This window comes from Streptomyces sp. GLSS-08 (assembly GCF_056387915.1).
Map to the genome: position 1 here is coordinate 376,383 of NZ_JBWJAQ010000006.1, position 23,066 is coordinate 399,448.

Annotated in this window: 17 protein-coding genes; 3 read left to right on the top strand and 14 right to left on the bottom strand. The window is 72.6% G+C overall.

What is annotated here, in order from left to right:
• Positions 1 to 3: 3 nt before the first annotated feature.
• The 11 genes from AC0ZLC_RS13840 to AC0ZLC_RS13890 form a co-directional block, all read right to left on the bottom strand.
• On the bottom strand, positions 4 to 1,026 hold the full coding sequence (locus AC0ZLC_RS13840) for an ADP-ribosylglycohydrolase family protein (protein ID WP_476752226.1): 1,023 nt from the start codon (positions 1,024 to 1,026) through the stop codon (positions 4 to 6).
• On the bottom strand, positions 1,023 to 1,781 hold the full coding sequence (locus tag AC0ZLC_RS13845; RefSeq protein WP_476752227.1) for an NUDIX hydrolase: 759 nt from the start codon (positions 1,779 to 1,781) through the stop codon (positions 1,023 to 1,025). Before AC0ZLC_RS13845 ends, AC0ZLC_RS13840 begins: the two co-directional genes overlap by 4 nt.
• A 230-nt stretch (positions 1,782 to 2,011) precedes the next feature.
• Positions 2,012 to 3,268: a pseudouridine synthase gene (locus AC0ZLC_RS13850; RefSeq protein WP_476752228.1), complete on the bottom strand. Its 1,257-nt coding sequence runs from the start codon at positions 3,266 to 3,268 to the stop codon at positions 2,012 to 2,014.
• Positions 3,268 to 3,924 (bottom strand): SMC-Scp complex subunit ScpB, encoded by a 657-nt coding sequence (scpB, locus tag AC0ZLC_RS13855; RefSeq protein WP_476752229.1) that lies wholly within the window; start codon positions 3,922 to 3,924, stop codon positions 3,268 to 3,270. Before scpB ends, AC0ZLC_RS13850 begins: the two co-directional genes overlap by 1 nt.
• On the bottom strand, positions 3,921 to 5,135 hold the full coding sequence (locus AC0ZLC_RS13860) for a segregation and condensation protein A (RefSeq protein ID WP_476752230.1): 1,215 nt from the start codon (positions 5,133 to 5,135) through the stop codon (positions 3,921 to 3,923). The genes scpB and AC0ZLC_RS13860 overlap by 4 nt, the downstream gene beginning before the upstream one ends.
• Before the next feature lie 18 nt (positions 5,136 to 5,153).
• Positions 5,154 to 5,726: a hypothetical protein gene (locus AC0ZLC_RS13865; RefSeq protein ID WP_476752231.1), complete on the bottom strand. Its 573-nt coding sequence runs from the start codon at positions 5,724 to 5,726 to the stop codon at positions 5,154 to 5,156.
• Positions 5,711 to 6,847, bottom strand: a complete 1,137-nt coding sequence (locus AC0ZLC_RS13870) for a ParA family protein (protein WP_476752232.1) — start codon at positions 6,845 to 6,847, stop codon at positions 5,711 to 5,713. The genes AC0ZLC_RS13865 and AC0ZLC_RS13870 overlap by 16 nt, the downstream gene beginning before the upstream one ends.
• 435 nt (positions 6,848 to 7,282) lie before the next feature.
• Positions 7,283 to 8,407: an alanine dehydrogenase gene (ald, locus tag AC0ZLC_RS13875; RefSeq protein ID WP_476752233.1), complete on the bottom strand. Its 1,125-nt coding sequence runs from the start codon at positions 8,405 to 8,407 to the stop codon at positions 7,283 to 7,285.
• A gap of 221 nt (positions 8,408 to 8,628) precedes the next feature.
• On the bottom strand, positions 8,629 to 10,653 hold the full coding sequence (locus tag AC0ZLC_RS13880) for a tetratricopeptide repeat protein (RefSeq protein WP_476752234.1): 2,025 nt from the start codon (positions 10,651 to 10,653) through the stop codon (positions 8,629 to 8,631).
• Positions 10,654 to 10,822: 169 nt separating this feature from the next.
• A complete protein-coding gene (locus tag AC0ZLC_RS13885) occupies positions 10,823 to 11,449 on the bottom strand; it encodes an NUDIX hydrolase (protein WP_358854116.1) in 627 nt (208 codons plus the stop codon).
• Positions 11,450 to 11,582: 133 nt separating this feature from the next.
• Positions 11,583 to 13,250, bottom strand: coding sequence for a CTP synthase (locus AC0ZLC_RS13890; protein ID WP_476752235.1), 1,668 nt, complete (start codon positions 13,248 to 13,250; stop codon positions 11,583 to 11,585).
• A 494-nt stretch (positions 13,251 to 13,744) separates the two neighbouring features.
• Between AC0ZLC_RS13890 and AC0ZLC_RS13895 the strand changes: the two genes are divergently transcribed.
• The 3 genes from AC0ZLC_RS13895 (at position 13,745) to AC0ZLC_RS13905 (ending at position 18,482) form a co-directional block, all read left to right on the top strand.
• Complete coding sequence (locus tag AC0ZLC_RS13895) at positions 13,745 to 15,553, top strand: glycoside hydrolase family 15 protein (protein ID WP_476752261.1); 1,809 nt, start codon at positions 13,745 to 13,747, stop codon at positions 15,551 to 15,553.
• A 310-nt stretch (positions 15,554 to 15,863) separates the two neighbouring features.
• Positions 15,864 to 16,652: a class I SAM-dependent methyltransferase gene (locus AC0ZLC_RS13900; RefSeq protein WP_476752236.1), complete on the top strand. Its 789-nt coding sequence runs from the start codon at positions 15,864 to 15,866 to the stop codon at positions 16,650 to 16,652.
• Between the two features lie 201 nt (positions 16,653 to 16,853).
• A complete protein-coding gene (locus AC0ZLC_RS13905; RefSeq protein WP_476752237.1) occupies positions 16,854 to 18,482 on the top strand; it encodes a PucR family transcriptional regulator in 1,629 nt (542 codons plus the stop codon).
• A gap of 66 nt (positions 18,483 to 18,548) precedes the next feature.
• On the opposite strand, the gene AC0ZLC_RS13910 is transcribed toward AC0ZLC_RS13905, so the two are convergent.
• The 3 genes from AC0ZLC_RS13910 to recN form a co-directional block, all read right to left on the bottom strand.
• Positions 18,549 to 19,685 carry a glycosyltransferase family 4 protein gene (locus AC0ZLC_RS13910; protein WP_476752238.1) on the bottom strand — a complete coding sequence of 379 codons (1,137 nt, stop codon included), beginning with the start codon at positions 19,683 to 19,685 and terminating at the stop codon, positions 18,549 to 18,551.
• A 461-nt stretch (positions 19,686 to 20,146) separates the two neighbouring features.
• Positions 20,147 to 20,917, bottom strand: coding sequence for a hypothetical protein (locus AC0ZLC_RS13915; protein ID WP_476752239.1), 771 nt, complete (start codon positions 20,915 to 20,917; stop codon positions 20,147 to 20,149).
• Positions 20,918 to 21,321: 404 nt separating this feature from the next.
• The gene (gene recN / locus AC0ZLC_RS13920) at positions 21,322 to 23,040 is read right to left on the bottom strand and encodes a DNA repair protein RecN (protein ID WP_476752262.1); all 1,719 of its coding nucleotides are present in this window, start codon (positions 23,038 to 23,040) and stop codon (positions 21,322 to 21,324) included.
• Positions 23,041 to 23,066: the final 26 nt, after the last annotated feature.

Here is a 23,066-nt window from a genome sequence, read left to right on the forward strand (position 1 = left end):
GCCTCAAGCGTCCCAGAGCGCTCCCAGTGACATGAGGTCGCTCTGGTATTCGATGCGGTCGGCCCATTCCCGCGGCCAGGCGTCCGAGCCGTGGTGGGCGCCCGCGAAGGCTCCGGCCAGGCACGCTATCGAGTCCGAGTCGCCGGAGGTGCAGGCGGCCCGGCGCAGCGCCGTGACGGGTTCGTCGACGAACATCAGGAAGCACAACAGGCTCGTGGCGAGCGCCTCCTCGGCGATCCAGCCCTCCCCGGTGGCCAGGCAGGGGTCGGTCTCCGGGGAGACGGTGTGCACGGCGTGCCGGAGGCGGTCCAGCACGTCCAGGCACTCGTCCCAGCCGCGCGCGATGAAGCGCTCGGGCGTCGGGTCCTGGCCGCGGGTCCACAGGTCGCCGAGCCACCGCTCGTGATAGCGGCCGCGGTTCTCGTAGGCGTAGGAGCGCAGGAGGCCGATCAGCCCCTTCGGCTCGGCGCCCTGGGCGAGCAGCCGTACCGCGTGCATGGTGAGGTCCGAGGCGGCGAGCGCCGTCGGATGCCCGTGCGTGAGCGCCGCCTGCAACTGGGCGGCGCCCGCCCGCTGTTCGTCGCTCAGCCCGCGGATGAGGCCGAGCGGCGCGACCCGCATGTTCGCCCCGCAGCCCTTGGACTGGACCTGGCTGGCGTCCTGCCAGGGGCGTCGCTCCGACTTGAGGAGATCGCAGGCGACGAGGCAGGTGCGGCCGGGCGCGCGGTTGTTGTCCGGCGACTGGTACCAGTCCACGAACTCCTCGCGCACGGCCCGCTCGAGCCGCTTGGGCCCGAGCAGCCCGCGGTCCATCGCCGTACGCAGCCCGCGTCCCAGTGCCAGCGTCATCTGGGTGTCGTCGGTGACGACGGCGGGCCTGGGCAGGTCCATCTCCCGCCACGGGCCGCACTTGGCGAGGATGGAGGGCACGTCGTTGAACTCGGTCGGGAGGCCCAGCGCGTCGCCGAGGGCGAGGCCGATCAGGGAGCCGGTGGCGGCGCGTTTCGCGAGCGTCGTGGTGGTCATGGGTTCCGTCCTTCCGAGGCGGGGCGCAGCAGGGGCGGGTGCAGGGCGGTGGCGCCGCCCGCGCGGTAGAGGGCGGCCGGTTTCCCGCGGCCGCCGGTCAGGCGCGCGGCGCCCGGGACCGGTTCGACGAAGCCCGGCGTGGCAAGGACCTTGCGCCGGAAGTTGGGCCGGTCGAGGGCGGTGCCCCACACGGTCTCGTAGACCTGCTGCAGCTCTCCGAGGGTGAACTCGGGCGGGCAGAAGGACGTGGCGAGACAGGTGTACTCGAACTTGGCGCCGACGCGGTCGTGGGCGTCGGCGAGGATCCGGTCGTGGTCGAAGGCGAGCGGGCCGAGGGCGTCGGAGCGCAGCCACCGGGCCTGGGCCGCGTCGCCGCCGCCCCGCGGCAGGGGCGGGTCGGGGAGCAGCGCGGCGAAGGCGATGGAGACGACCCGCATCCTCGGGTCGCGGCCGGGTTCGCTGTACGTCCGCAGCTGCTCCAGGTGGAGTCCGGAGACGTCCGACAGTCCGGTCTCCTCGGCGAGTTCGCGCCGGGCGGCCGTCTCCGCGGACTCGTCAGGCAGTACGAACCCCCCGGGCAGCGCCCAGCATCCCTCGTACGGCTCCTGCGCCCGCTCCACGAGCAGTACCTGGAGCGCTCCGGCGCGGACGGTGAGCACGGCGAGGTCGACGGCGACCGCGAAGGGCTCGAACGCGTACTTGTCGTAGCCCTCGGGTGCCCTGCCGCCGGATGCCCGGCCCTCCTGCGCACGCACGTCCGCCCGCCCCCTTCCTGATCAGCCCGATCAATAGTCGGGACGACTAATAGTCAGTACGACCATAAAGGCAGGGAGCGGCACCCACAAGCCCCACGACCCCGCGGATTGCGCCGGGCGTCCGGGGGCGCCGGCCGGAGATCCACTCCGGTCCGCGTGGGACGAACGCGTCGGCCGGCCCCGGAACAGTTCCGGGGCCGGCCGAGGGAGTACGCGGTGACGCGGGGCGACTAGAGGTCGACCTCCTGCATCAGCATCCCGACCTCGGTGTTCGACAGGCGGCGCAGCCAGCCCGACTTCTGGTCTCCCAGGGTGATCGGCCCGAACGCGACGCGCACCAGCTTGTCGACCGGGAAGCCGGCCTCGGCGAGCATGCGGCGCACGATGTGCTTGCGGCCCTCGTGCAGCGTCACCTCGACCAGGTAGTTCTTGCCGGTCTGCTCGACGACGCGGAAGTGGTCCGCCTTCGCGTACCCGTCCTCGAGCTGGATCCCGTCCTTGAGCTGCTTGCCGAGGTCCCGCGGGATGGGGCCCACGATGTGCGCGAGGTAGACCTTCTTCACGCCGTACTTGGGATGGGTGAGGCGGTGCGCCAGCTCACCGTGGTTGGTGAGCAGGATGATGCCCTCGGTCTCGGTGTCGAGACGCCCCACGTGGAAGAGCCGGGTCTCCCGGTTGGTGACGTAGTCGCCGAGGCACTGGCGGCCCTCCGGGTCCTCCATGCTCGACACCACACCGGCGGGCTTGTTCAGCGCGAAGAACTGGTACGACTGCGTCGCGACCGTCAGTCCGTCGACCTTGATCTCGTCGTGCTCGGGGTCGACCCGCATGCCCTGCTCGACGACGATCTCGCCGTTGACCTCGACGCGCGACCGCTCGATCAGCTCCTCACAGGAGCGCCGCGAACCGTAGCCCGCACGCGCGAGCACCTTCTGCAGCCGCTCGCCCTCCTGCTCGGCCCCGGGGAACGTCTTCGGCGGCTTCACGTCCGGCTTGCCGGCGTACCGCTCACGGTTGCGCTCCTCGGCCCGCGCCTCGTACTCGCGCGAGCGCGCCGGAGCCGTACGGCCGCCGCGCTGCTGGCTCTGCTTGGGGCCGCCCTTGGCGCCACCGCGGGCGCCGTTGCCCCGGCCGGACTTCGGGCCCTCGTGGGAGGCGCCGGGGCCTACGTCGTAGCGGCGCTCCTCGGGACGGGGCCTGCCCTCGCGCTTCGGCCTGTCGTCGCGCCCCGCTCCGCTCCTGGGCTGGGAGCCGCCGCCCCCACCGGCCCCGCGGGCGTTGCCGCTCCCGCCGGCCCCGCGGGCGCTGCCGCCCCCACCGGCCCCGCGGGCGCTGCCGCCCCCACCGGCTCCACGGGCGCTGCCGCGCCCACCGGCCCCGCGGGGGTCGCCGCCCCCGCCGGTCCCGCGGGCGCTGCCGCCCCCGCCGGTCCCCCGGGGGTTGCCGCGCCCGCTGTTCCTGCCACTGCCGCTGCCACTGCTTCGCATCAAAGTTCCGTCGTCGTCGTGTCGTCTGCGTCTGGGTCCGGTGCGTCCGGATCGAACGACGGAACCCCTTCCAGCGTCTCAGCCTCGATCGCGTCCGCCTCCGGAAGGAAGGGCGCGAGCTCCGGGAGCTCGTCCAGGCCGCGCAGGCCCATTCGCTCCAGGAAGTAGTTCGTCGTCCTGTACAGGATCGCACCTGTTTCGGGTTCCGCGCCCGCCTCCTCCACCAGACCCCGCTGAAGAAGGGTCCGCATCACGCCGTCACAGTTCACTCCGCGGACCGCGGAGACGCGGGAACGGCTGACGGGCTGGCGGTACGCGACGACCGCGAGGGTCTCCAGGGCCGCCTGGGTGAGCCGGGCATGCTGGCCGTCGAGGACGAAGCGTTCGACGGCCGCCGCGTAGGCGGGCCGCGTGTAGAAGCGCCAGCCGCCCGCGATCAGCCGCAGCTCGAAGCCGCGGCCCTGGACTGTGTACTCGTCGGCCAGCTCCCGCAGCGCGTCCGCGATCTGCCGCCGGGGCCGCTCCAGGATCTTCGCGAGGTGCTCCTCGGTCGCGGGCTCGTCCACGACCATGAGGACGGCCTCCAGGGCGGGCCGGAGATCGAGGGCGGCGACGGTGCCCGGCCCGGCCGGGGACTCGCTGTGCTGCTCGCTCACGCCTTCTCCTCCTCCGCGTCCTCCGGGGGCCGGTCGAACTCGTCCGTCACCCTCACCTGCTCCTCGCCGTCCCCGCCGGTCCAGCGCACGAGCAGCTCTCCGAGGGCCACCTCCTGGTCCAGTGCCACAACCTTCTCGCGGTACAGCTCCAGCAGGGCGAGGAAGCGGGCGACGACGGTCAGGGTGTCGTCGGTGTCCTCGACGAGGTCCCGGAAACTGGCCTCCCCCCGCTCCCGCAGCCGGGCGACCACGATCCCGGCCTGCTCCCGCACGCTGACCAGCGGTGCGTGGATGTGATCCACGTACACCTGTGGCCTGGGCTTCGGCTGCATCGCCTTCACGGCGAGCGTGGCGAATCCCTCGGCCCCGACGGTGATGACCACTTCGGGGAGCAGCGCGGCGTGCTGGGCTTCGAGGCCGACGGTACGGGGGTAGCGGCGGCCCTCCTCCAGCAGGCGGGTGTTGAAGATGTCGGCGATCTGCTTGTAGGCGCGGTACTGGAGCAGCCGCGCGAACAGCAGGTCCCGTGCCTCCAGCAGCGCCAGGTCCGCCTCGTCCTCGACCTCGGCGGTGGGCAGCAGCCGCGCCGCCTTGAGGTCCAGCAGGGTGGCCGCGACGACCAGGAACTCGGTCGTCTGGTCGAGATCCCAGTCCGGCCCCATGGCCCGGATGTGCGCCATGAACTCGTCGGTCACGCGGGACAGCGCCACCTCGGTGACGTCCATCCTGTGGCGCGAGATCAACTGCAACAGCAGGTCGAAGGGCCCCTCGAAGTTCGCGAGCCGCACCTTGAACACGCCGTCACCGGGCTCGTCACCCGCCCCGGCGGGGGCCGCGGGCTCCGCGCGAACCGAGGAGGCGTGGCGGCCCTCGGGCTCCGCAAGGACCGCGGGCCCGCCCGGGGCGGGACGCCCACGGTCCGGGGCCGTCCGCTCACGCTCGGGGACCGACCGCTCGGGCTCCGGGGCCGGCCGCTCGGGTTCCGGCGCCGGCGGTACGGCCTCCGCCGGCGACCCCGTCGGCGGAGCGGACGGCTCGGCCGCAGGCGGCTCGAGTTCGGGCTCCGGCTCGGGTCCACGTTCGGGGGCCCCCTCCACGGGGGGCGGAACGGACTCCTCGGCGGGCGCCGGCGCCGCCCCGGGTCCGCGTCCGAGCGCACGCCGGCGCCCGGCGGGGCCACCGGCGGAGGCGGGGACGTCGTTCGAGGTCATAGCCGTCGCAGGCTACCGCTACCGCCCGCGAAGTCGTCGTACGAGGATGCTCGCGTCCCCGCGGGACTCGAGATCGGCCAGCACCACCGCGACCGCCTCCCGGACGATCCGCCCGCGGTCGACGGCGAGCCCGTGCTCACCCCGGAGCACGAGACGCGCGTGCTCGAGGTCCATCAGCTCCTCGGCGGACACGTACACCGTGATCTTCTCGTCGTGCCGCTCGCGCCCGCTGGGCCGGCGGTTCGCGGCGCGGCTCCGCTTGCGGGAGGACTGGCCGGCGGAAGAACCTTCCTGCGGCGCCTGACGCTGTCCTTGGCCGGAGCGGTCGCCACCGGTGCCCCGGCTGCGGGACTCCCCGGCGCCGGACTCGTCGCCTGCCGCCACATGCTCGTCACCCTCGCCGTCGCCGCCCCGCACGGGCACCGACTGCGGCCCGTCCTCCGCCGCGGCGGCCGCGTCGCTCTCACCCGCCGGGGCGGGCACCCTGGCCTCGCCGTTGGTCCGGCGCGAGGGCGAGGACGCCTGGAGCGCCATTCCCCCGGTGGTACGGAACAGTTCGTCGGCCCCAGGCAGACTCACTCGGCGTGACACCGGGCGAGCACCTCCCTGGCGAGCTGGCGATAGGCGGCGGCGCCCACGGAGTTGGAGGCGTACGTGGTGATCGGCTCACCGGCGACGGTGGTCTCCGGGAAGCGGACGGTGCGGCCGATGACCGTGTGGTACACGTGGTCGTCGAAGGCCTCGACGACACGGGCGAGCACCTCGCGGCTGTGCACCGTGCGCGAGTCGTACATCGTGGCGAGGATGCCGTCGAGCTCCAGGTCGGGGTTGAGCCGCTCCTGGACCTTCTCGATGGTCTCGGTGAGCAGCGCGACCCCGCGCAGCGCGAAGAACTCGCACTCGAGCGGCACGATCACCTTGTGCGCCGCCGTCAGGGCGTTCACGGTGAGCAGGCCGAGCGAGGGCTGGCAGTCGATCACGATGTAGTCGTAGTCGGCCATCAGGGGCTTGAGGGCCCGCTGCAGCGTGGACTCGCGCGCGACCTCGGACACCAGCTGCACTTCGGCGGCGGACAGGTCGATGTTGCTGGGCAGCAGGTCCATGTTCGGGACCGCCGTCTTCAGGAGCACCTCGTCGGCCGCCATGCCCCGCTCCATGAGCAGGTTGTAGACGGTGAGGTCGAGCTCCATCGGGTTGACGCCGAGGCCGACCGAGAGCGCGCCCTGCGGGTCGAAGTCGACGAGCAGGACCCGGCGTCCGTACTCCGCGAGCGCGGCACCCAGGTTGATGGTCGACGTCGTCTTGCCGACGCCGCCCTTCTGGTTGCACATCGCGATGATCTTCGCGGGGCCGTGGTCGGCCAGCGGGCCCGGGATCGGGAAGTACGGCAGCGGGCGTCCGGTCGGGCCGATGCGCTCACGGCGCTGACGGGCCGCGTCGGGCGCGAGCGTGGCCGCGTACTCGGGATCGGGCTCGTACTCGGCGTCAGGGTCGTAGAAGTGACCCTCGGGCAGTTCGTCGTAGTCGGCGAAGTGGGTGTGGTTCTCGCCACTTCCGTTGCCGGCCATGGCGTTCACGTGATGGCCATCCATGCTCGGGTGTGCTGGCTGGGTCAGCCCTGTTCTGAGGGGACTCTGGTGGGCTGCGAAGGTGCGGACAGCGACGGAGCCGACAGCCTCGAGCCCCGTGGGGCCCTGGCCCCGCGTCGGCATTCCTGGTTGACCACCCCCGGGAGTAAATGTCGACTCATTCACAAGTCGTCTTACCTCCTTGGTGACCAGGAAACTTCTAGATAGGTCAGCGTGGCACCATGCCGACGATTGGCGACTCTATGGCGTGTCACCGCTCCGCAGCAACACAATCCGCCGGACCCGACCCGATGTGTCGGTGACCGAACACCCCGCTGTCAAGGGCGTAAGGCCGTCACACAGCAGGTTCCACCGGTGTGCGAATCGGTTGAAGAGTTACGTTCGCGGCGAGTTGAACGAGTCTCGCAAAGTGACCCGACACACATCCGGCCGGACCTTGTCCAGCAAGGTCCGGCCGGGTGCGCGGTGTTGACCACCTGTGTTGACGTATCGCCTTTTCCCAGCGGGGAATCCGCCACTGGGCAGCCGGGAAAGTCGACTAGTGGTGCGAGTGACCTGTCAGCCGAGCAGCGTGTCCAGCTCGACGTGCTCCAGACCGTGCGATTCGGCGACCTCGCGGTAAACGACCTTGCCGTCATGGGTGTTGAGGCCCTTGGCCAGCGCGGAGTCGCGGCGCAGCGCCTCGACCCAGCCGCGGTTCGCCAGCTCGACGATGTACGGCAGCGTGGCGTTCGTCAGCGCGTAGGTGGAGGTGTTGGGCACCGCGCCGGGCATGTTGGCGACGCAGTAGAAGACCGAGTTGTGGACCGGGAAGGTCGGCTCGGCGTGCGTGGTCGGACGCGAGTCCTCGAAGCAGCCGCCCTGGTCGATGGCGATGTCGACAAGAACACTCCCGGGCTTCATCCGCGAGACGAGCTCGTTGGTGACCAGCTTCGGCGCCTTGGCACCGGGGATGAGCACGGCGCCGATGACGAGGTCGGCCTCGAGGCAGGCCTTCTCGAGCTCGAAGGCGTTGGAGACGACGGTCTGGATCTTCGTACCGAAGATCTTGTCCGCCTCCTTGAGCTTGTTGATGTCGCGGTCGAGCAGGGTGACGTGGAAGCCCATGCCGATGGCGATCTGCGCGGCGTTCCAGCCGGAGACGCCGCCGCCGATGACGACGGCCTTGGCGGCCAGCACACCGGGGACACCGCCGGGCAGCACACCGCGGCCGCCGTTGGCGCGCATCAGGTGGTAGGCGCCGACCTGCGGGGCGAGACGGCCCGCGACCTCGGACATCGGGGCGAGCAGCGGCAGCGCGCGGCTCGGCAGCTCGACCGTCTCGTACGCGATCGCCGTGGTGCCGGACTCCAGGAGCGCGTCCGTGCACTCCTTGGACGCGGCCAGGTGCAGGTAGGTGAAGAGCGTCTGGTCCTTGCGGAGGCGGTGGTACTCCTCGGCGATGGGCTCCTTGACCTTCAGCAGCAGGTCCGCGGTGGCCCAGACCTCGTCGGCGGTGGGCAGGATCTGCGCGCCGGCGGAGACGTACTCGTCGTCCGTGATCGAGGAGCCGACGCCGGCGTGTCGCTCGATGACGACCTGGTGGCCGTGGCGCACCAGCTCGTGCACGCCGGCGGGGGTGATGGCCACCCGGAACTCGTTGTTCTTGACCTCGCGGGGGATGCCGACCTTCACGTCGATCACGGTCCTTGGCTCAGAGGGTTCTGGGGCTGCGCACGCCAGGGCGGTGCGCATCGGGGCAATGCCCGTCATACCCGGCGCCATGGGGGCACACCGGGAGACACCACGAAACAGCGCGGCGGAGCCAGTCTAATGAAGGGATTCTCTCTGTCTAGCCTTTCAAAGCATCAATCTTCGGCGGATGCACTACGGATTTCGCAGGCGTTAGGGGCTTGTTTCATGGCTCACGGGCTCTCCGGCAGCTCATCTCCCAGCATGCGCTCGGCCTGACTGCGGTGCAGCCCGGCCGCGACCGGGTCGCCGAGCCGGTCCAGGGTGTCGGCCAGTCTCAGCTGGAGAGCGGCCTGCAGTCGCACGTCCTCGGCGCGGCGGGCCCACTCCACCGCCTCGTGGCACGTGTACAGCGACTCCTCCGGCCGTCCCGCGTACTCCTGGACCCGGGCCAGCTCGCTCAACGCCCGTGCCTGGGCCGCCACATCGCCGTTCCTGCGGTGGCCGGTGACGGCCGAGCGCCAGTTGCGCAGCGCCTCCCCGTAGCGGCCGGCGTAGGTGTGCACGGTGGCGATGCGGCCGTGGAGCCGGGCGGCGTCCACCCGCTCGTCGCGCGCCAGGCGCTGCGCCAGCGCCCTGCCGTACCAGTCGGCGGCCCGCTCGTAGTCCCCGAGCTCCTGGTGGGCGCCGCCTACGGATTCCATCGCGCGCCCGGTCGCGTAGGGGTCGTCCGCCTCGCGTCCGGCGTCCAGGGCGGCCCGGTAGCGGGCGAGCGCCTCGGCCGTACGGCCCGTCTGCGCGTCGAGGTCGGCGAGGTTCAGCAGGGCCGCGGCCTTCTCGCGGGGCAGGTCGCGGCGCTCGGCGACGTCCAGGACGAGCCGGTGGATGCCGTACAGCTCGGGCGCCGCCGCCTGCGTACCGATGTGCGCCACCATGGCCCGGACCAGCGCGGCCATCAGACGGCGGGCCAGCGTGTCCAGCTCGCCGTCGGCGACGGCCGCGCGGGCGGCGGCGAGCAGCGCGGGCTGCCGGATGCGCAGCCAGTCGGCGGCGGCCCGGGGGTGCGGGAAGCGCAGGGCCTGGGGCATGCCGGCGAGTTTCTCGCGGGCGGGCGAGCTGTCCGTCTCGGTGATCGCGCGGCAGGACACCAGCAGCCGGACCGTCCGCTCCAGCATCCGGGCGCGGGCGAGCTGGAGCTCGGCCGGCCGGTCCTGGGTCCCGGTGAGGGCACGCAGCAGGGGCAGCAGGCAGCCGGGCACCTCGTACTGCGGCAGGGGCGAGTCCACCGGCCGCAGGAGTCCGAGCCCGGCGAAGTCGTCCAGGGTGGTGCGGGCCGCGTGGATCGAGCAGCCGGCCAGCGCGGACGCGGTGTGCGGGTCGACGAGGCCGGCGGGGGCCAGGGAGAGCAGGCGCAGTATCCGGGCGGCGGCGCTGGGCAGTGAGGCGTACACGAGCCGGAAGACACGGGCCAGCGGCGTCCCCTCCTCGCCCTCGCCGTGCAGGTGCTTGGCCAGGTCGGCCACGGCGGCCTGCGGCCGGGCGGCGAGCCAGCCGCCCGCCAGCACCAGCGCCGCGGGCTGGCCGGCGCACTCCTCGACCAGCCCCTCGGCGGCGCAGGGGTCGACGGTGATGCGGACCGAGCCGGTGTGGCGGCCGAGCAGTTCCAGGGCGGACTTGGTGTCGAGGCCGCCCAGCGTGCAGGGGCGGACGTCGGCGATGCCGGTCAGCGGGCCCTGCGACACGGCGACGACCAGGCAGTCGGGGGTGTCCGGCAGCAGGGAGTCGACCTGCTCGGCGGTCGCCGCGTCGTCCAGCAGGAGCACGGCACGGCGGTCGGCGAGGGCCCCGCGCAGTGCCTCGGTGAGGTCGTCCTCGGCGGCCCCGGGCGGGGTCGGCTCCGCCAGGGCGGTGAGCAGGTCCCGTGCGGTGCGCTCGGTGGGCACCGGCGTGCCGTCGGGTTCGGTGAGCCGGGCCCGCAGCACACCGTCGGGGTAACTCTCGGCGACCTGCCGCACCAGCTCTTCCGCTAGCGCCGTGCGGCCGAATCCGGGGCGGCCCGCGATGAGCAGCACCCGGGCGCGGGGCGCCTTGCGGCCGGAGAGGGTGTCCAGTCCGGCGCGCTCGATGTCGGCCCGGAGTTCCTTCAACTCTCTTGCCCGGCCCAGGAACTGACCCGCCGCAGGAGCGGACCCGGCAGCCGGTGGCCGCTCCTGTGCCGACACGTCCGTGCCGTCGGTGTCCACCGCCTGATCCGCCACGGGCCACACTCCCGTCCCACTGCCGCGCAAGCCCGCCGGGACTCCGGACGGGGCGTTTTCAGAGCCTAGTTCACGCTCTGCGACGATCCGGGTGGAGCACGGCGGAAGGGTCGCCCGATCGGATCAGCCGATCGTCACACCGGGTCCCCCGAGGAGACGCGGGAGCGGCTCAGGACTCGAAGGGCCGGGCGGGCCAGGGCGCCTCCGCCGGACGCAGCGCGTCGACACCTGCGCCGTTCCGGGCGGCGATCAGCGACAGCACACCGACGACCAGACAGTTGTTGTGCAGCTCCCCGGCGAGCACCCCGCGGGCGAGGTCGCCGACGGACACGCGCGAGAGCTCCATGTCGGCCTCCTCCTCCTCGACCTCGAAGCGCTCGCCCTCGGCCTCGGACAGATCGCGGGCCAGGAAGATGCGGACGGCCTCGTCGCAGCCGCCGGGCGTCGTGTAGACGTCGGTCAGCACCCGCCAGTCCTCGGCCTTGACGTGCGCCTCCTCGTAGAGCTCCCGCTGCGCCGCGTGCAGCGGGTTCTCGCCGGGGACGTCGAGCAGCCCGGCCGGGATCTCCCACAGCTTGTGGCGCACGGGGTGGCGGTACTGCCGGATGACCAGCACACGGTCCTCGTCGTCGAGGGCGAGGACGGCCACGGATCCGGGGTGGACCTGGTAGTCGCGGCGGACCACCGAGCCGTCGGGCATGACCACGTCGTCGGTGCGGACGGAGGTCTTGTTCCCGGTGAACGGGGTCTCGCTCGCCCGGATCTCCCACTCCTCGGCGGTGTCCTTGATCGTCATGCCCTGCGTCCTTCCACACGTACACGAGAGAAGCCGGTCACGGCCGAAGGGAATCGGCCACGGTGCGCCGGCGACAGAAACCGGGGCACGCACCTCGAAAGACGCGTACCCCGGCAACCGTACAACCCTCGTGTCACTTGCCCGTCTTGCGCTCCACGGCCGCCTTCACCAGGCCCGCGAAGAGCGGGTGCGGGCGCGTCGGACGCGAGCGCAGCTCGGGGTGCGCCTGGGTCGCCACCAGGTAGGGGTGCACCTCGCGCGGGTATTCGACGTACTCGACCAGCTTGCCGTCCGGGGAGGTGCCGGAGAACTGCAGGCCGGCCTTCTTCTCCAGTTCGGCGCGGTAGGCGTTGTTCACCTCGTAGCGGTGACGGTGCCTCTCCTCGACGTACTCCTTGTTGTCGTACACCTCGCGCACGATGGAGCCCTCCGCCAGCTTGGCCGGATACATGCCCAGGCGCATCGTGCCGCCCATGTCGCCCTCGCCGGCCACGATGTCGAGCTGCTCGGCCATCGTGGAGATGACCGGGTGCCCGGTGGCCGAGTCGAACTCGGTGGAGTTGGCGTCGGGGATGTCGGCCAGGTTCCGCGCGGCCTCGATCACGATGCACTGCAGGCCCAGGCACAGGCCGAGCAGCGGGATCCTGTTCTCGCGGGCGTACTGGATGGCGCCGACCTTGCCGGACACACCGCGGTCGCCGAAGCCGCCGGGGATGCAGATCGCGTCCACGTCGCCGAGCTGCTTCGCGGCGCCCGCCGGGGTCTTGCAGTCGTCCGAGGTGACCCACTTGATCTTCACGCGGGCCTTGTTCGCGAAGCCGCCCGCGCGCAGCGCCTCGGTGACCGAGAGGTAGGCGTCGGGCAGGTCGATGTACTTGCCGACCAGCGCGAGGTTGATCTCGTGCAGCGGGTTGTGGACGCGGTCGAGCAGGTCGTCCCAGGTCGTCCAGTCCACGTCGCGGAAGGGCAGGTCCAGCTTGCGGACCACGTACGCGTCCAGGCCCTCGGTGTGCAGGACCTTCGGGATGTCGTAGATCGACTTGGCGTCGATCGCCGCCACCACGGCGGCCTCGTCGACGTCGCACATCAGCGAGATCTTGCGCTTGATGGCGGTGGGGACCTCGCGGTCGGCGCGCAGCACGATCGCGTCCGGCTGGATACCGATGTTGCGCAGCGCCGCGACCGAGTGCTGCGTCGGCTTCGTCTTCAGTTCCCCGGACGGGCCGATGTAGGGCAGGAGCGAGATGTGCACCACGAACACGTTGTCGCGGCCGACCTCGTGACGGACCTGGCGGACGGTCTCCAGGAACGGCAGCGACTCGATGTCGCCGACCGTGCCGCCCACCTCGGTGATGACGACGTCGACGTCGTCGGCGGCCATGCGGCGGATGCGGTGCTTGATCTCGTTGGTGATGTGCGGGATGACCTGCACGGTGTCGCCCAGGTACTCGCCGCGCCGCTCCTTGGCGATGACCGTCGAGTACACCTGCCCTGTAGTGACATTGGCGGAGCCGTCCAAGTCCACGTCGAGGAAGCGCTCGTAGTGTCCGATGTCGAGGTCGGTCTCGGCGCCGTCGTTGGTGACGAACACCTCACCGTGCTGGAAGGGGTTCATCGTGCCCGGATCGACGTTCAGGTACGGGTCCAGCTTCTGCATGGTGACCCGCAGACCCCGTGCCTTGAGCAGCGCGCCCAGGCTGGAGGCGGTCAGACCCTTGCCGAGGGAGGAGGCGACACCCCCGGTGACGAAGATGTGCTTGGTCGTCGTGGCTGTGCTGTTTCGGAAAGCAGCGGGCGGCATGGCCAAGAGGGGGCTCCCGTGGTCGCGGTGTGGGGTGCGTACCGGCGGCCCGACCCGGAGGTACCGGATTTTCGGGGGGCGCCGTCGCTGCGGTTCGGGGGTTTCTCGCCCTCCGGTCCACGGGCTACCAGGGTATCAGCGCCAGAACGGGGCCGCTCGCGGCCACGCTCCGCGCACACTTCGACACGGAGCCCGCACGACCCGCCCACCCCGTCCGCACCGCTCACCCTCTGCTCACTCGGTCGGCCGAGTCAGGTTGCCGGGAGAGGCAAGCGGATCATCGACGTGCGTCGTATCCTGCTCGGACACTCACTGCCGAGACCGGCCGGTAGACGGCACCACCCACGCCGCATCCTGGAACACGAGAGCTCGGCAGTTCGTTTCGCAACGACATTCACACAACCCTTCCGTCGTTTCGCGACGACGCCTGACAAAGACCCCTTGACCGCAAGAGCGACCGCCCCTCGTGGGGCGACGTGGCCGTTCGACTGGAGATGCACGTGGCCGGGCGCATCGAGGACTACGCACTCATCGGAGACATGCAGACAGCCGCGCTGGTCTGCCGGGACGGCACAGTCGACTGGCTGTGCCTGCCCCGCTTCGACTCGCATGCCATCTTCGCCGGCCTGCTGGGCACCGAGGAGCACGGCTTCTGGCGGCTCGGGCCGGCGCACGCGGCGGACGCCAAGCCGCCGACCGCGGCCCGGCGCACGTACCGCGGCGACTCGCTGATCCTGGAATCCGAGTGGGACACCCCGCGCGGCACGGTGCGCGTGATCGATTTCATGCCGCCGCGTGACGGGGCGCCGCAGCTGATCCGCATCGTCGAGGGCGTCACGGGCCGGGTGCCGATGCGTTCGGCCCTGCGGATGCGCTTCTCGTACGGCCGTGTCGTGCCCTGGGTGCACAAGCACGAGGGCCGGACCGTCGCCGTCGCGGGACCCGACTCCGTGTGGTTCGACACAGCCTGCGAGACCTACGGCAAGGCGCTCACCACGTACGCCGACTTCACGGTGGCGCCGGGTGAGCGGATCGCGTTCACGATCTCCTGGGAGCCCTCGCACAAGCAGCCGCCCGCGCTGCCCGAGCCGGAGCAGTCCCTGGAGGCGACCGAGGAGTTCTGGCGCGACTGGGTCGACCAATGTACGTACCACGGCCCCTACCGTGAGGCCGTGGTCCGCTCCCTGATCACCTTGAAGGCCCTGACGTACGCCCCCACGGGCGGCATCGTCGCCGCGCCCACGACCTCGCTCCCGGAGGAGATCGGCGGCGTCCGCAACTGGGACTACCGCTACACCTGGCTGCGCGACGCGGCGATCACCCTGTCCTCGCTGCTGCGCACCGGGTACCGCGAGGAGGCGCGCGCCTGGCGCGAGTGGCTGCTGCGCGCGGTCGCGGGCGACCCGGAGAACCTGCAGATCATGTACGGCATCGCGGGTGAGCGGGAGCTCGGCGAGGCGGAGCTGGACTGGCTCCCCGGCTACGAGAACTCGGGGCCCGTCCGCGTCGGCAACGGCGCCGCGCACCAGCTCCAGCTGGACGTGTACGGGGAGGTAACCGAGGCCCTGCACCTGGCACACATGACGGGTCTGTCCCGCAACGACTACGCCTCGCTCCTCCAGCTCAAGCTGATCCGCTACCTGGAGGACCACTGGGACCAGCCGGACGAGGGCATCTGGGAGGTGCGCGGCCCGCGCCGCCACTTCGTGCACTCCAAGGTGATGGCCTGGGTCGCCGTCGACCGCACCATCAAGCTCATCGAGTCGGGCGACGCGGACGGCCCGCTGGAGAAGTGGCGCGAGCTGCGCGACGACATCCACCGGGACGTGTGCGAGAAGGGCTACGACAAGGAGCGCAACACGTTCACGCAGTCGTACGGCTCGCAGGAGCTGGACGCCTCGCTGCTGCTGATCCCGCAGATGGGCTTCCTGCCGCCGGACGACAAGCGCGTGATCGGCACGATCGAGGCGATCCAGCGCGAGCTGTCCACCGAGGACGGCTTCATCCTGCGCTACCCGACGTCCGGCGAGCACGCGGGCGTGGACGGTCTGGAGGGCGACGAGGGCGCGTTCCTCGCCTGCTCGTTCTGGATGGCGGACGACCTCGCGATGATCGGGCGGGTCGACGAGGCCCGCAAGCTCTTCGAGAAGCTGCTCGACCTGCGCAACGACCTCGGTCTGCTCGCCGAGGAGTGGGACCCCCGGCTCAAGCGCCAGGTCGGCAACTTCCCGCAGGCCTTCAGCCACGTCCCGCTGATCGACACGGCGCTGCGACTGACGGCGAGCGGGGCGTACGGCGGCTGACCCACCGTGGGATCCCGTTCTCCGTGTCGGATTCCGCGCGGGAATGTCGTAGCCGTGTCGGATACGACATGTGGGCGGGATTCATGCCTCTGACCCGAGTAGTTCCCCCCTTGTGTACCGGACCGTCCCGGTCGTCATCAACGCAGACGACCGGGGCATGCCCACGGCATTCGGCGGTTGACTGTTCTACCGACTCTGACCGCAGCGGCGCAGGCAATTTGGTTGAGCCCGCACCCTGCAATCGTGTTGGCTAGCGGCACCGAACTGTCAGTACCGCAGGTGTCCGCTTGGCTGTAGCAGGGAGTTGAACGTGCAGGACATTGTCGACCCCGTTGCCCACAATCGGGCAGCCTGGGACAGGTATGTCCAAGAGGGCAGCGAGTGGTCGAGGCCGGTGAGTGCTGAGGATATCGAGCGCGCCCGCATGGGCGACTGGTCGATTGTTCTCATCGGGCGTGAGCCGGTCGACCGCTCCTGGCTGCCGACGGACCTGACCGGCAAGGACGTGTTGTGCCTGGCCTCCGGCGGTGGCCAGCAGGGTCCGGTCCTCGCCGCTGCGGGGGCGCGGGTCACCGTGTTCGACAACTCACCGCGCCAGCTCGGCCAGGACCAGCTGGTGGCGGCGCGCGACGGACTCGAGCTGCGCACCGTCCTAGGCGACATGCGCGATCTCAGCGCCTTCGGCGATGCGACATTCGACGTCGTATTCCATCCGGTCTCCAACCTATTCGTACCAGACTTGGCACTGGTGTGGCGTGAGTGCTTCCGCGTCCTGCGACCGGGCGGAACTCTGCTCGCGGGCTTCCTCAACCCTGATGTGTACTTGTTCGACCACGAGGCGCTCGACGAGCGCGGCGAACTGATCGTCGTGCACAAGCTGCCCTACAGCGATGTCACGCAGTACTCCGCCGACGAACGCGCCACGAAGTTCGGCGCGGATGCCGCTCTCGAATACAGCCACACCCTCACCGACCAGATCGGCGGGCAGCTCGCCGCGGGGTTCGTCCTCACCGGCTTCGCGGAAGCGCCGCACCAATCCAACGCATCCGCTCAATACATGTCGAACTATTTTGCGACGCTGGCGGTCAAGCCGGGCTGACCCGGCCGTAGAGCCCGCCAGAGAACCCAACGGAGCGCCAGGTATCGGAAACCTGCACCCTCCATACGCACGGCGGCCCCGCTCCCTCCCGCACTTCCGGGCGGGGGCGGGGCCGCCGCGTCGTCCGGGGGGCGCGCCCGCCGCCGTGCCCGGGACGGGCCGAAGTGTTCCCGGGACGTGCGCGCAGGTAGCGTCCGCTGCATGGACAGCCGTTACGACACCGAGGGCGCCGGGATCACCGTGCAGCGGGCGCTGGAGCTGCCCGGGCTGCGCAGCGGGTTGCCGGAGATCCTGGCGGGGGCCGACCGGCTGCAGCGCACGGTGCGCTGGGTGCACGCGGGCGAGGTACCGAACATCGCCTCGCTCCTCAAGGGCGGCGAACTGCTGCTGACGACGGGGTACGGCCTCGGTACCCGTCCCGCCGAGCAGCGCGCCTTCGTCCGCACCCTGGCCGAGCGCGGGATCGCCGCCCTGGTGGTGGAGCTCGGCCCGCGCTTCTCGCGGCTGCCCGCGACTCTGGTGGAGACGGCGCGCGCCGCCGGCCTCCCGCTGGTCCAGCTGCACCGCGAGGTGCCGTTCGTGGCGGTCACGGAGGAGGTTCACACCGAGATCGTCAACGGCCACTACGCACTGCTCCAGCGGGCCGAGGAGGTGCACCGGCGCTGCACTCGGGCACTGCTCGGCGGGGGCGGGATACCGCAGGTCCTCGGCATCCTCGCGGACTTCGCCGGCAACCCGGTCTTCCTGGAGACGGCGGACGGGCAGCTGCTGTACGCGGCCGGGGCCGGCCCGGCGGGCGCCGATCCGCTCCAGGTGTGGGAGGGGCTGCGCGGCCAGCACAAGGACGAACCGCCCGCGGGCACGACCGTCGTGGACGTGCCCGGCGGCGGCCCCGGCACCGGCTCCGTCCGCGCCCGGCTGGTCCTCACGCCCGTGACCGCTCCGACGGCCCCCGTGCACCGGATGGCGGCCGAGCGGGCGGCGGGCATCCTGGCCGTGGTCCTGATGCAGGCCCGCCAGGAGGAGGAGCTCGCGGCACGCGGCCGCGGCGACTTCCTCACCGACCTCGCCGAGGGCCGCGTCCGGGCCGAGGACGCGCCCGCCCAGGCACGCGTGCTCGGCTTCAAGCCGGGCAGCAGTCCGCTTCTGCCGGTCGTGATGCGGCTCGCGGACGGACTCTCGCCGGGCGGCGGCTGGGCGGTTCTCGCCCGCGCGGTCGCCGAGGAGCTGGCCTCCGTGGGCGTGCCCGTGCTCCTGGGCGTACGGCCCGTCGAAGGCCGCGTGCCCCTGCTGCTCGGCCTGCGTTCGGAGTCCGAGCGCGCGGCCGTCGCGGACCGGGTGGCGGCGGCGCTGCGGGCGGGCGTGGAGCGGGCGGGCATGCAGCGGCCGGGCGCGCAGCCGCCGGTGGTGGTGGTCGGGGTCGCGGGCGGCTGGGCGGCGGCCTCGGCGGGCCTGCGGCACGCGGCGGAGACGGCGACGGCGGCACAGGGCCTGTCGGACCGCCTCTGGTACGACGCCCGGCGCCTCGACATCGACCTGCTCCTGTGGCGGCTGCGCGACCATCCGGACCTGGCGGCCTTCGTGGACCGGGCGATCGGCCCGCTCCGCGAGCACGACAACCGGTCGAAGCCGCCTCTTCTGCCCACGCTGCAGACGTTCTTGGCGCACGCGGGCCGCAAGGCGGAGACGGCCCGCGAACTGCATCTGAACCGGCAGACGCTCTACAACCGCCTGGCGCGGATCGGCGAGTTGCTCGGCACGGACCTGGACGACCCGCAGACGGTACTCGCGTTGAGCCTGGCCCTGCGCGCGCGCAGGCACGTGCCGTAGGGCTTCCGCGCCGCCCGCCGTTCGCCGTCCGCCGTCCGCCGCCCGTCTTCCGGCGCCCGTCCTCCGCTAGGGCAGGGGGCGCGGCTGGGTCAACTCGTCGTAGACGCTCAGGATCTGGGCGACCGTGTCGTCCTCGGTGGGCCAGGTGGCCGCCTGCTGGACTCCCCTGTCCTTGAGGAGTTCCCGGCGCGCAGGGTCCTCCAGGAGGCGCACGACCGCCGCGGCCAGGGCGTCCGCGTCTGCGTACGGGACGAGTTCGGCCGCGTCGCCGACCAGTTCGGGGATGCCGCCGACCTCGGTCGCCACCAGCGGCACGCGTGCGTGCAGGGCTTCCTGGGCGAGGACGGAGCGTGATTCCCAACTGCTGGGCAGCAGCGCCAGATCGGCGCCCGCGAGCAGCTCCGGGATGTCGTCGCGCCGGCCGATCAGACGCACCGGCAGGCCCTCGTCCTCGATACGGCGCTGCAGTTCCGCACGCAGCGGCCCTTCCCCCGCGATCACGAGCAAGGGCGCGGGGCTGAGGTGGCGCCACGTGCGCGCCGCGCTCAGCAGCGTCCCGTAGCCGCGGTGCCGGTCCAGGGAACCGACGGCCATGAGCAACGGGCGTTCCGTGGCGCCGAGTTCGGCCCGCGCCTTGTGCCGCAGCCGCTCCGCCTCGTCGTACTCCATGGGCTTGCGCGCCGCCGAGAGGGCGACGGCGGCCAGCCGCGCGTCCCTCGCTCCCCTGCTGCGTGCCCGGTCCACCAGGTCGGACGACGTGCCGAGGACGACGGAGGCGGCCCGGGCGACGCGGCGCTCCAGCAGGCGCAGCAGATGGGCCCGGGCACCCTCCGCCTGCGAGCGGGTGTGCCAGGTGACGACGAGTGGGGTGGGTCGGCCACTGAGCGCGAGCGCGGCCCGCAGCGCCGCGTGCAGACCGTGCGCGTGCACGAGGTCCGCGTCCGCGCAGGCCGCCCGCAGCGCGGCCACGGAGGCGGGGTCGCTCCTGCGGGGCACGGGGACGTGCTGCGCGCCGACTCCGGCGAAGCCGTAGGTGTGTTCGGCCTCGGCGGGGGCGCACACCGTGACCCGCACGCCCCGGGCGACCAGTCCCGAGGCCAGCGACCGCACATGGGCGCTGCTGCCCGCACTGCCGCCCCCGAGCACCTGCACGGTGCACAGCGGCGACTGCCCGTGCGGTGAGTGGCTGCTCACGAGGCTCACGTGGCCGGGGCTCCTGGTTCGGCGTCGGACGGTCACGAAGGAACGTACAGAAGGGCGCGCGGAGGGGTGTACCGCACGTCGTGCTTCGCGTACTGCGTCAAGGATGCCAGGACACCCGCCCGCCGCGGCACCACCGGGCGGCCGCTGCCGCGCCGCGGTGGGCAACTGTACGGGCGCGGTCACTCGCGCGAGTGAGAGACGGGGCCTTTTCATTCAGGAGTTCGAGAGTCGGCGCGAAGGGCTCCGGGCCCCCGCACCGCGCACCGCGGGCGCGAACCGCCTCGGTACGCTCGGGCCGCCGCTCCGCCAGCGCGAGCCGCCCGGGTGCGCGCGAAGAGACGCCGCCCTGGCACTGGCCCGGTGCGGCGCGCGACGTCCACGTGCCCGCCGTACCGGGCGCGGTCCGCGCCGTGGTGTCCAGCACCGAGCCGTGGTGCTCGGCGGCGTCCGCGCCGTGGTGCTCAGCGCGGTCCGCGCCCCGGCGTGCGCGCCAGTTCACTCACCCGTTCCCCGCACGCCGCCGCGGCCACCAGCGCCGCGGCGCGGACGACCAGGCCGGTCCTGCCGCCTCCCGCAGCGAGGGCGGCGCCCAGTGTGGCTCCGAGCGCGTGGGCCCCGGTGTCGCCGATCATCGCGCGCTCGCCGAGGTCGTCGGGCAGGACCGCGGCGGCGGCCCCCACGGCGGCGGCGGACAGCTCACCCGCCGCTCCCCCGCGCAGCAGCCCCGGCACCCCCAGGGCGAGCACCGCGCAGGCCGCCCTCCCAGGGCGTACATCCACGAGGTTGACGAAGTGCGCGGTCCCGGCGATCACGGCGCCCGCCAGCACCTTGTCCACGGCACGCTCCTCGAGCAGCGCCCCCGCCGCCAGGGCCGCGGCCGAGACACCGAACAGCTTGACCGCCCCGGAGGTGACTTCGCCGTGGCGCAGGGCACCGAGGTGCGCCCGGAAGCCGCGCCGGGGATCGTCGGCCCCGGCGACATCGTCGTAGGCGCCGCAGGCACCGGCCGCGAGGACGGCGAAGCCGGTGGCCCGGTGGGCCCGTCCGGCGCCCAGCGCCGCCGCGAGGGCCACGGCGGGGCCCGCGTAGAGCGCGACGGTCCGTCCCGCGTGGTTCTTCCGCTCCCAGCGCCCGCGTCCGCCGGGGGCCGTGGAGCGCAGTACGGCGATCCCCGCGCGCGTGACGCCCGCGACGAGTCCGCAGGCGGCGAAGCCGGTCATGCGTGTGCCCATGACCGCCACCCTACGAACCCGCGGGCGGGACCGGCCACGGCGGGGCGACGGCGCCCGAGCACCGCGACACGGCCACCACGGCCCCCTCGCCGGGGGCGACGAACGCTTGGACGCGCCCGCGCCGACCCAAGGCACCCGCCGGGCGAGAGCCCCCGACACGGCCACCACGGCCCAGGGGCGACGAACACCCTCGACGCGCCCGACGCGACCCCCGAGGCACCCAGCGGGCGAGGAACCCCGACACGGCCACCACGGCCCAGGGGCGACGAACACCCCGACGCGCCCGAGGCCGACCCCCGAGGCACCCGTAGGGCGGGGAACCCCGAGGCGGGCGTCACATCCCCACGTCGGGGCGGCGAGCGCCGACGTCGGTGCCCGGCGGGGTGCGGGACTCCCCGGCGCCGCTACCCGTCCGCCCTGGCCGTCGCCAGCAGTTCCTCCGCGTGGGCGCGGGCCGTCTCCGAGTCCTCCTGGCCCGCCAGCATGCGGGACAGCTCGCGGATGCGGTCCTCGCCCTCCAGGACCTTCACCCCGGACCGGGTGACCGAGCCGTCGTTCGTCTTCTCCACCAGCAGCTGGCGGTCGGCGAAGGCGGCCACCTGCGGCAGGTGCGTGACGACGACGACCTGTGCCGTCCTGGCCAGGCGGGCCAGCCGGCGGCCGATCTCGACCGCGGCCTTGCCGCCGACACCCGCGTCGACCTCGTCGAAGAGGTACGTCGGCACCGGGTCGGTCCCGGCGAAGACCACCTCGACGGCGAGCATCACGCGCGAGAGTTCACCGCCGGACGCGCCCTTGGCGATCGGCCGCGCCGGGGCGCCGGGGTGCGGGGCCAGCAGCAGTTCGACCTCGTCGGCGCCCGCCGGGCCGTAGTGCACCGTACGTCCGCCGACCTCCACACCCTCCGGGTCCTCGGTCTGGCGGATGTCGAAGGACACTCGCGCGTGGGGCATGGCGAGCGAGGCCAGCTCGGCGGTCACGGCGGCGGCGAACCGTTCGGCGGCCTCCGCGCGGGCGTCCGTCAAGGCCTGCGCCAGTCCGCCGAGTTCGGCCCGGAGTGCGTCGCGCTCGGCGGTCAGCTCGCCGAGCCGCTCGTCGTCCCCGTCGAGTTCGGTGAGCCGCGCGGCGCTCCGCTCGGCCCAGACGAGCACGGCGTCGATGTCGTCGCCGTACTTGCGGGTCAGCTGGGTGAGGGCGGCCCGCCGCTCCTCGACCGCCGCGAGCCGCAGCGGGTCGGCGTCGAGGTCGTCTGCGTACCCGGCCAGCTCCCCGGCGACGTCGCCCAGCAGGATCCCGATCTCCCCGATCCGGCCGGCCAGCGCGCCCAGTGCGGAGTCGTGGGCGCGCACCGCCTCCAGCGCCCGGTGCGCGCCCGCGACGAGGGTCGTGGCGTCGATGCCCTCGGGGTCCTCGGGGTTGCCCGCGAGCGCGGCGTGCGCGACGGTGGCGGCCGAGGCCAGCGCCTCCGCGTGGCCCAGCCGCTCGGCCTCGGCGGCCAGCTCCACGTCCTCGCCCCCGCGCGGTTCGACGGCGGCGATCTCGTCGAGCCCGAACCGCAGCAGGTCGGCTTCCTGAGCACGTTCCCGCGCGCGCGTGGTGATCTCGTCCAGCTCGGCCGAGATCACGCGCAGCCGACGATAGGCACCCGTGTACTTGGCGAGCGGCACGGCGACCGCGTCACCGGCGTACCGGTCGAGCGCCTGCCGCTGCCGGGACAGCTTGAGCAGCCCCTGCTGGTCTGTCTGGCCGTGCACCGCGACCAGCTCGTCGGCCAGCTCGGCCAGCACGCCGACGGGGACCGAGCGCCCGCCGAGGTGCGCCCGGGAGCGCCCTTCGGCCGAAACGGTCCGGCTGATCAGCAACGCGCCGTCGTCGAGCTCGGCTCCCGCCTCCTCGGCCCGCACGATCGCCGTCCCGCCCGCGGGCACGGAGATCCGCCCCTCGACGACCGCGTTCTTCGCGCCGATCCGTACGAGGGCCGGGTCCGCGCGCCCGCCGAGCAGCAGTCCCAGGCTCGTGACCACCATCGTCTTGCCCGCGCCGGTCTCGCCGGTCACGGCGGTGAAGCCTGGTGACAGCTCGACGACCGCGTCGTCGATGACTCCGAGCGACCGTATCCGCATCTCCTCCAACACGGACACGACCTTAC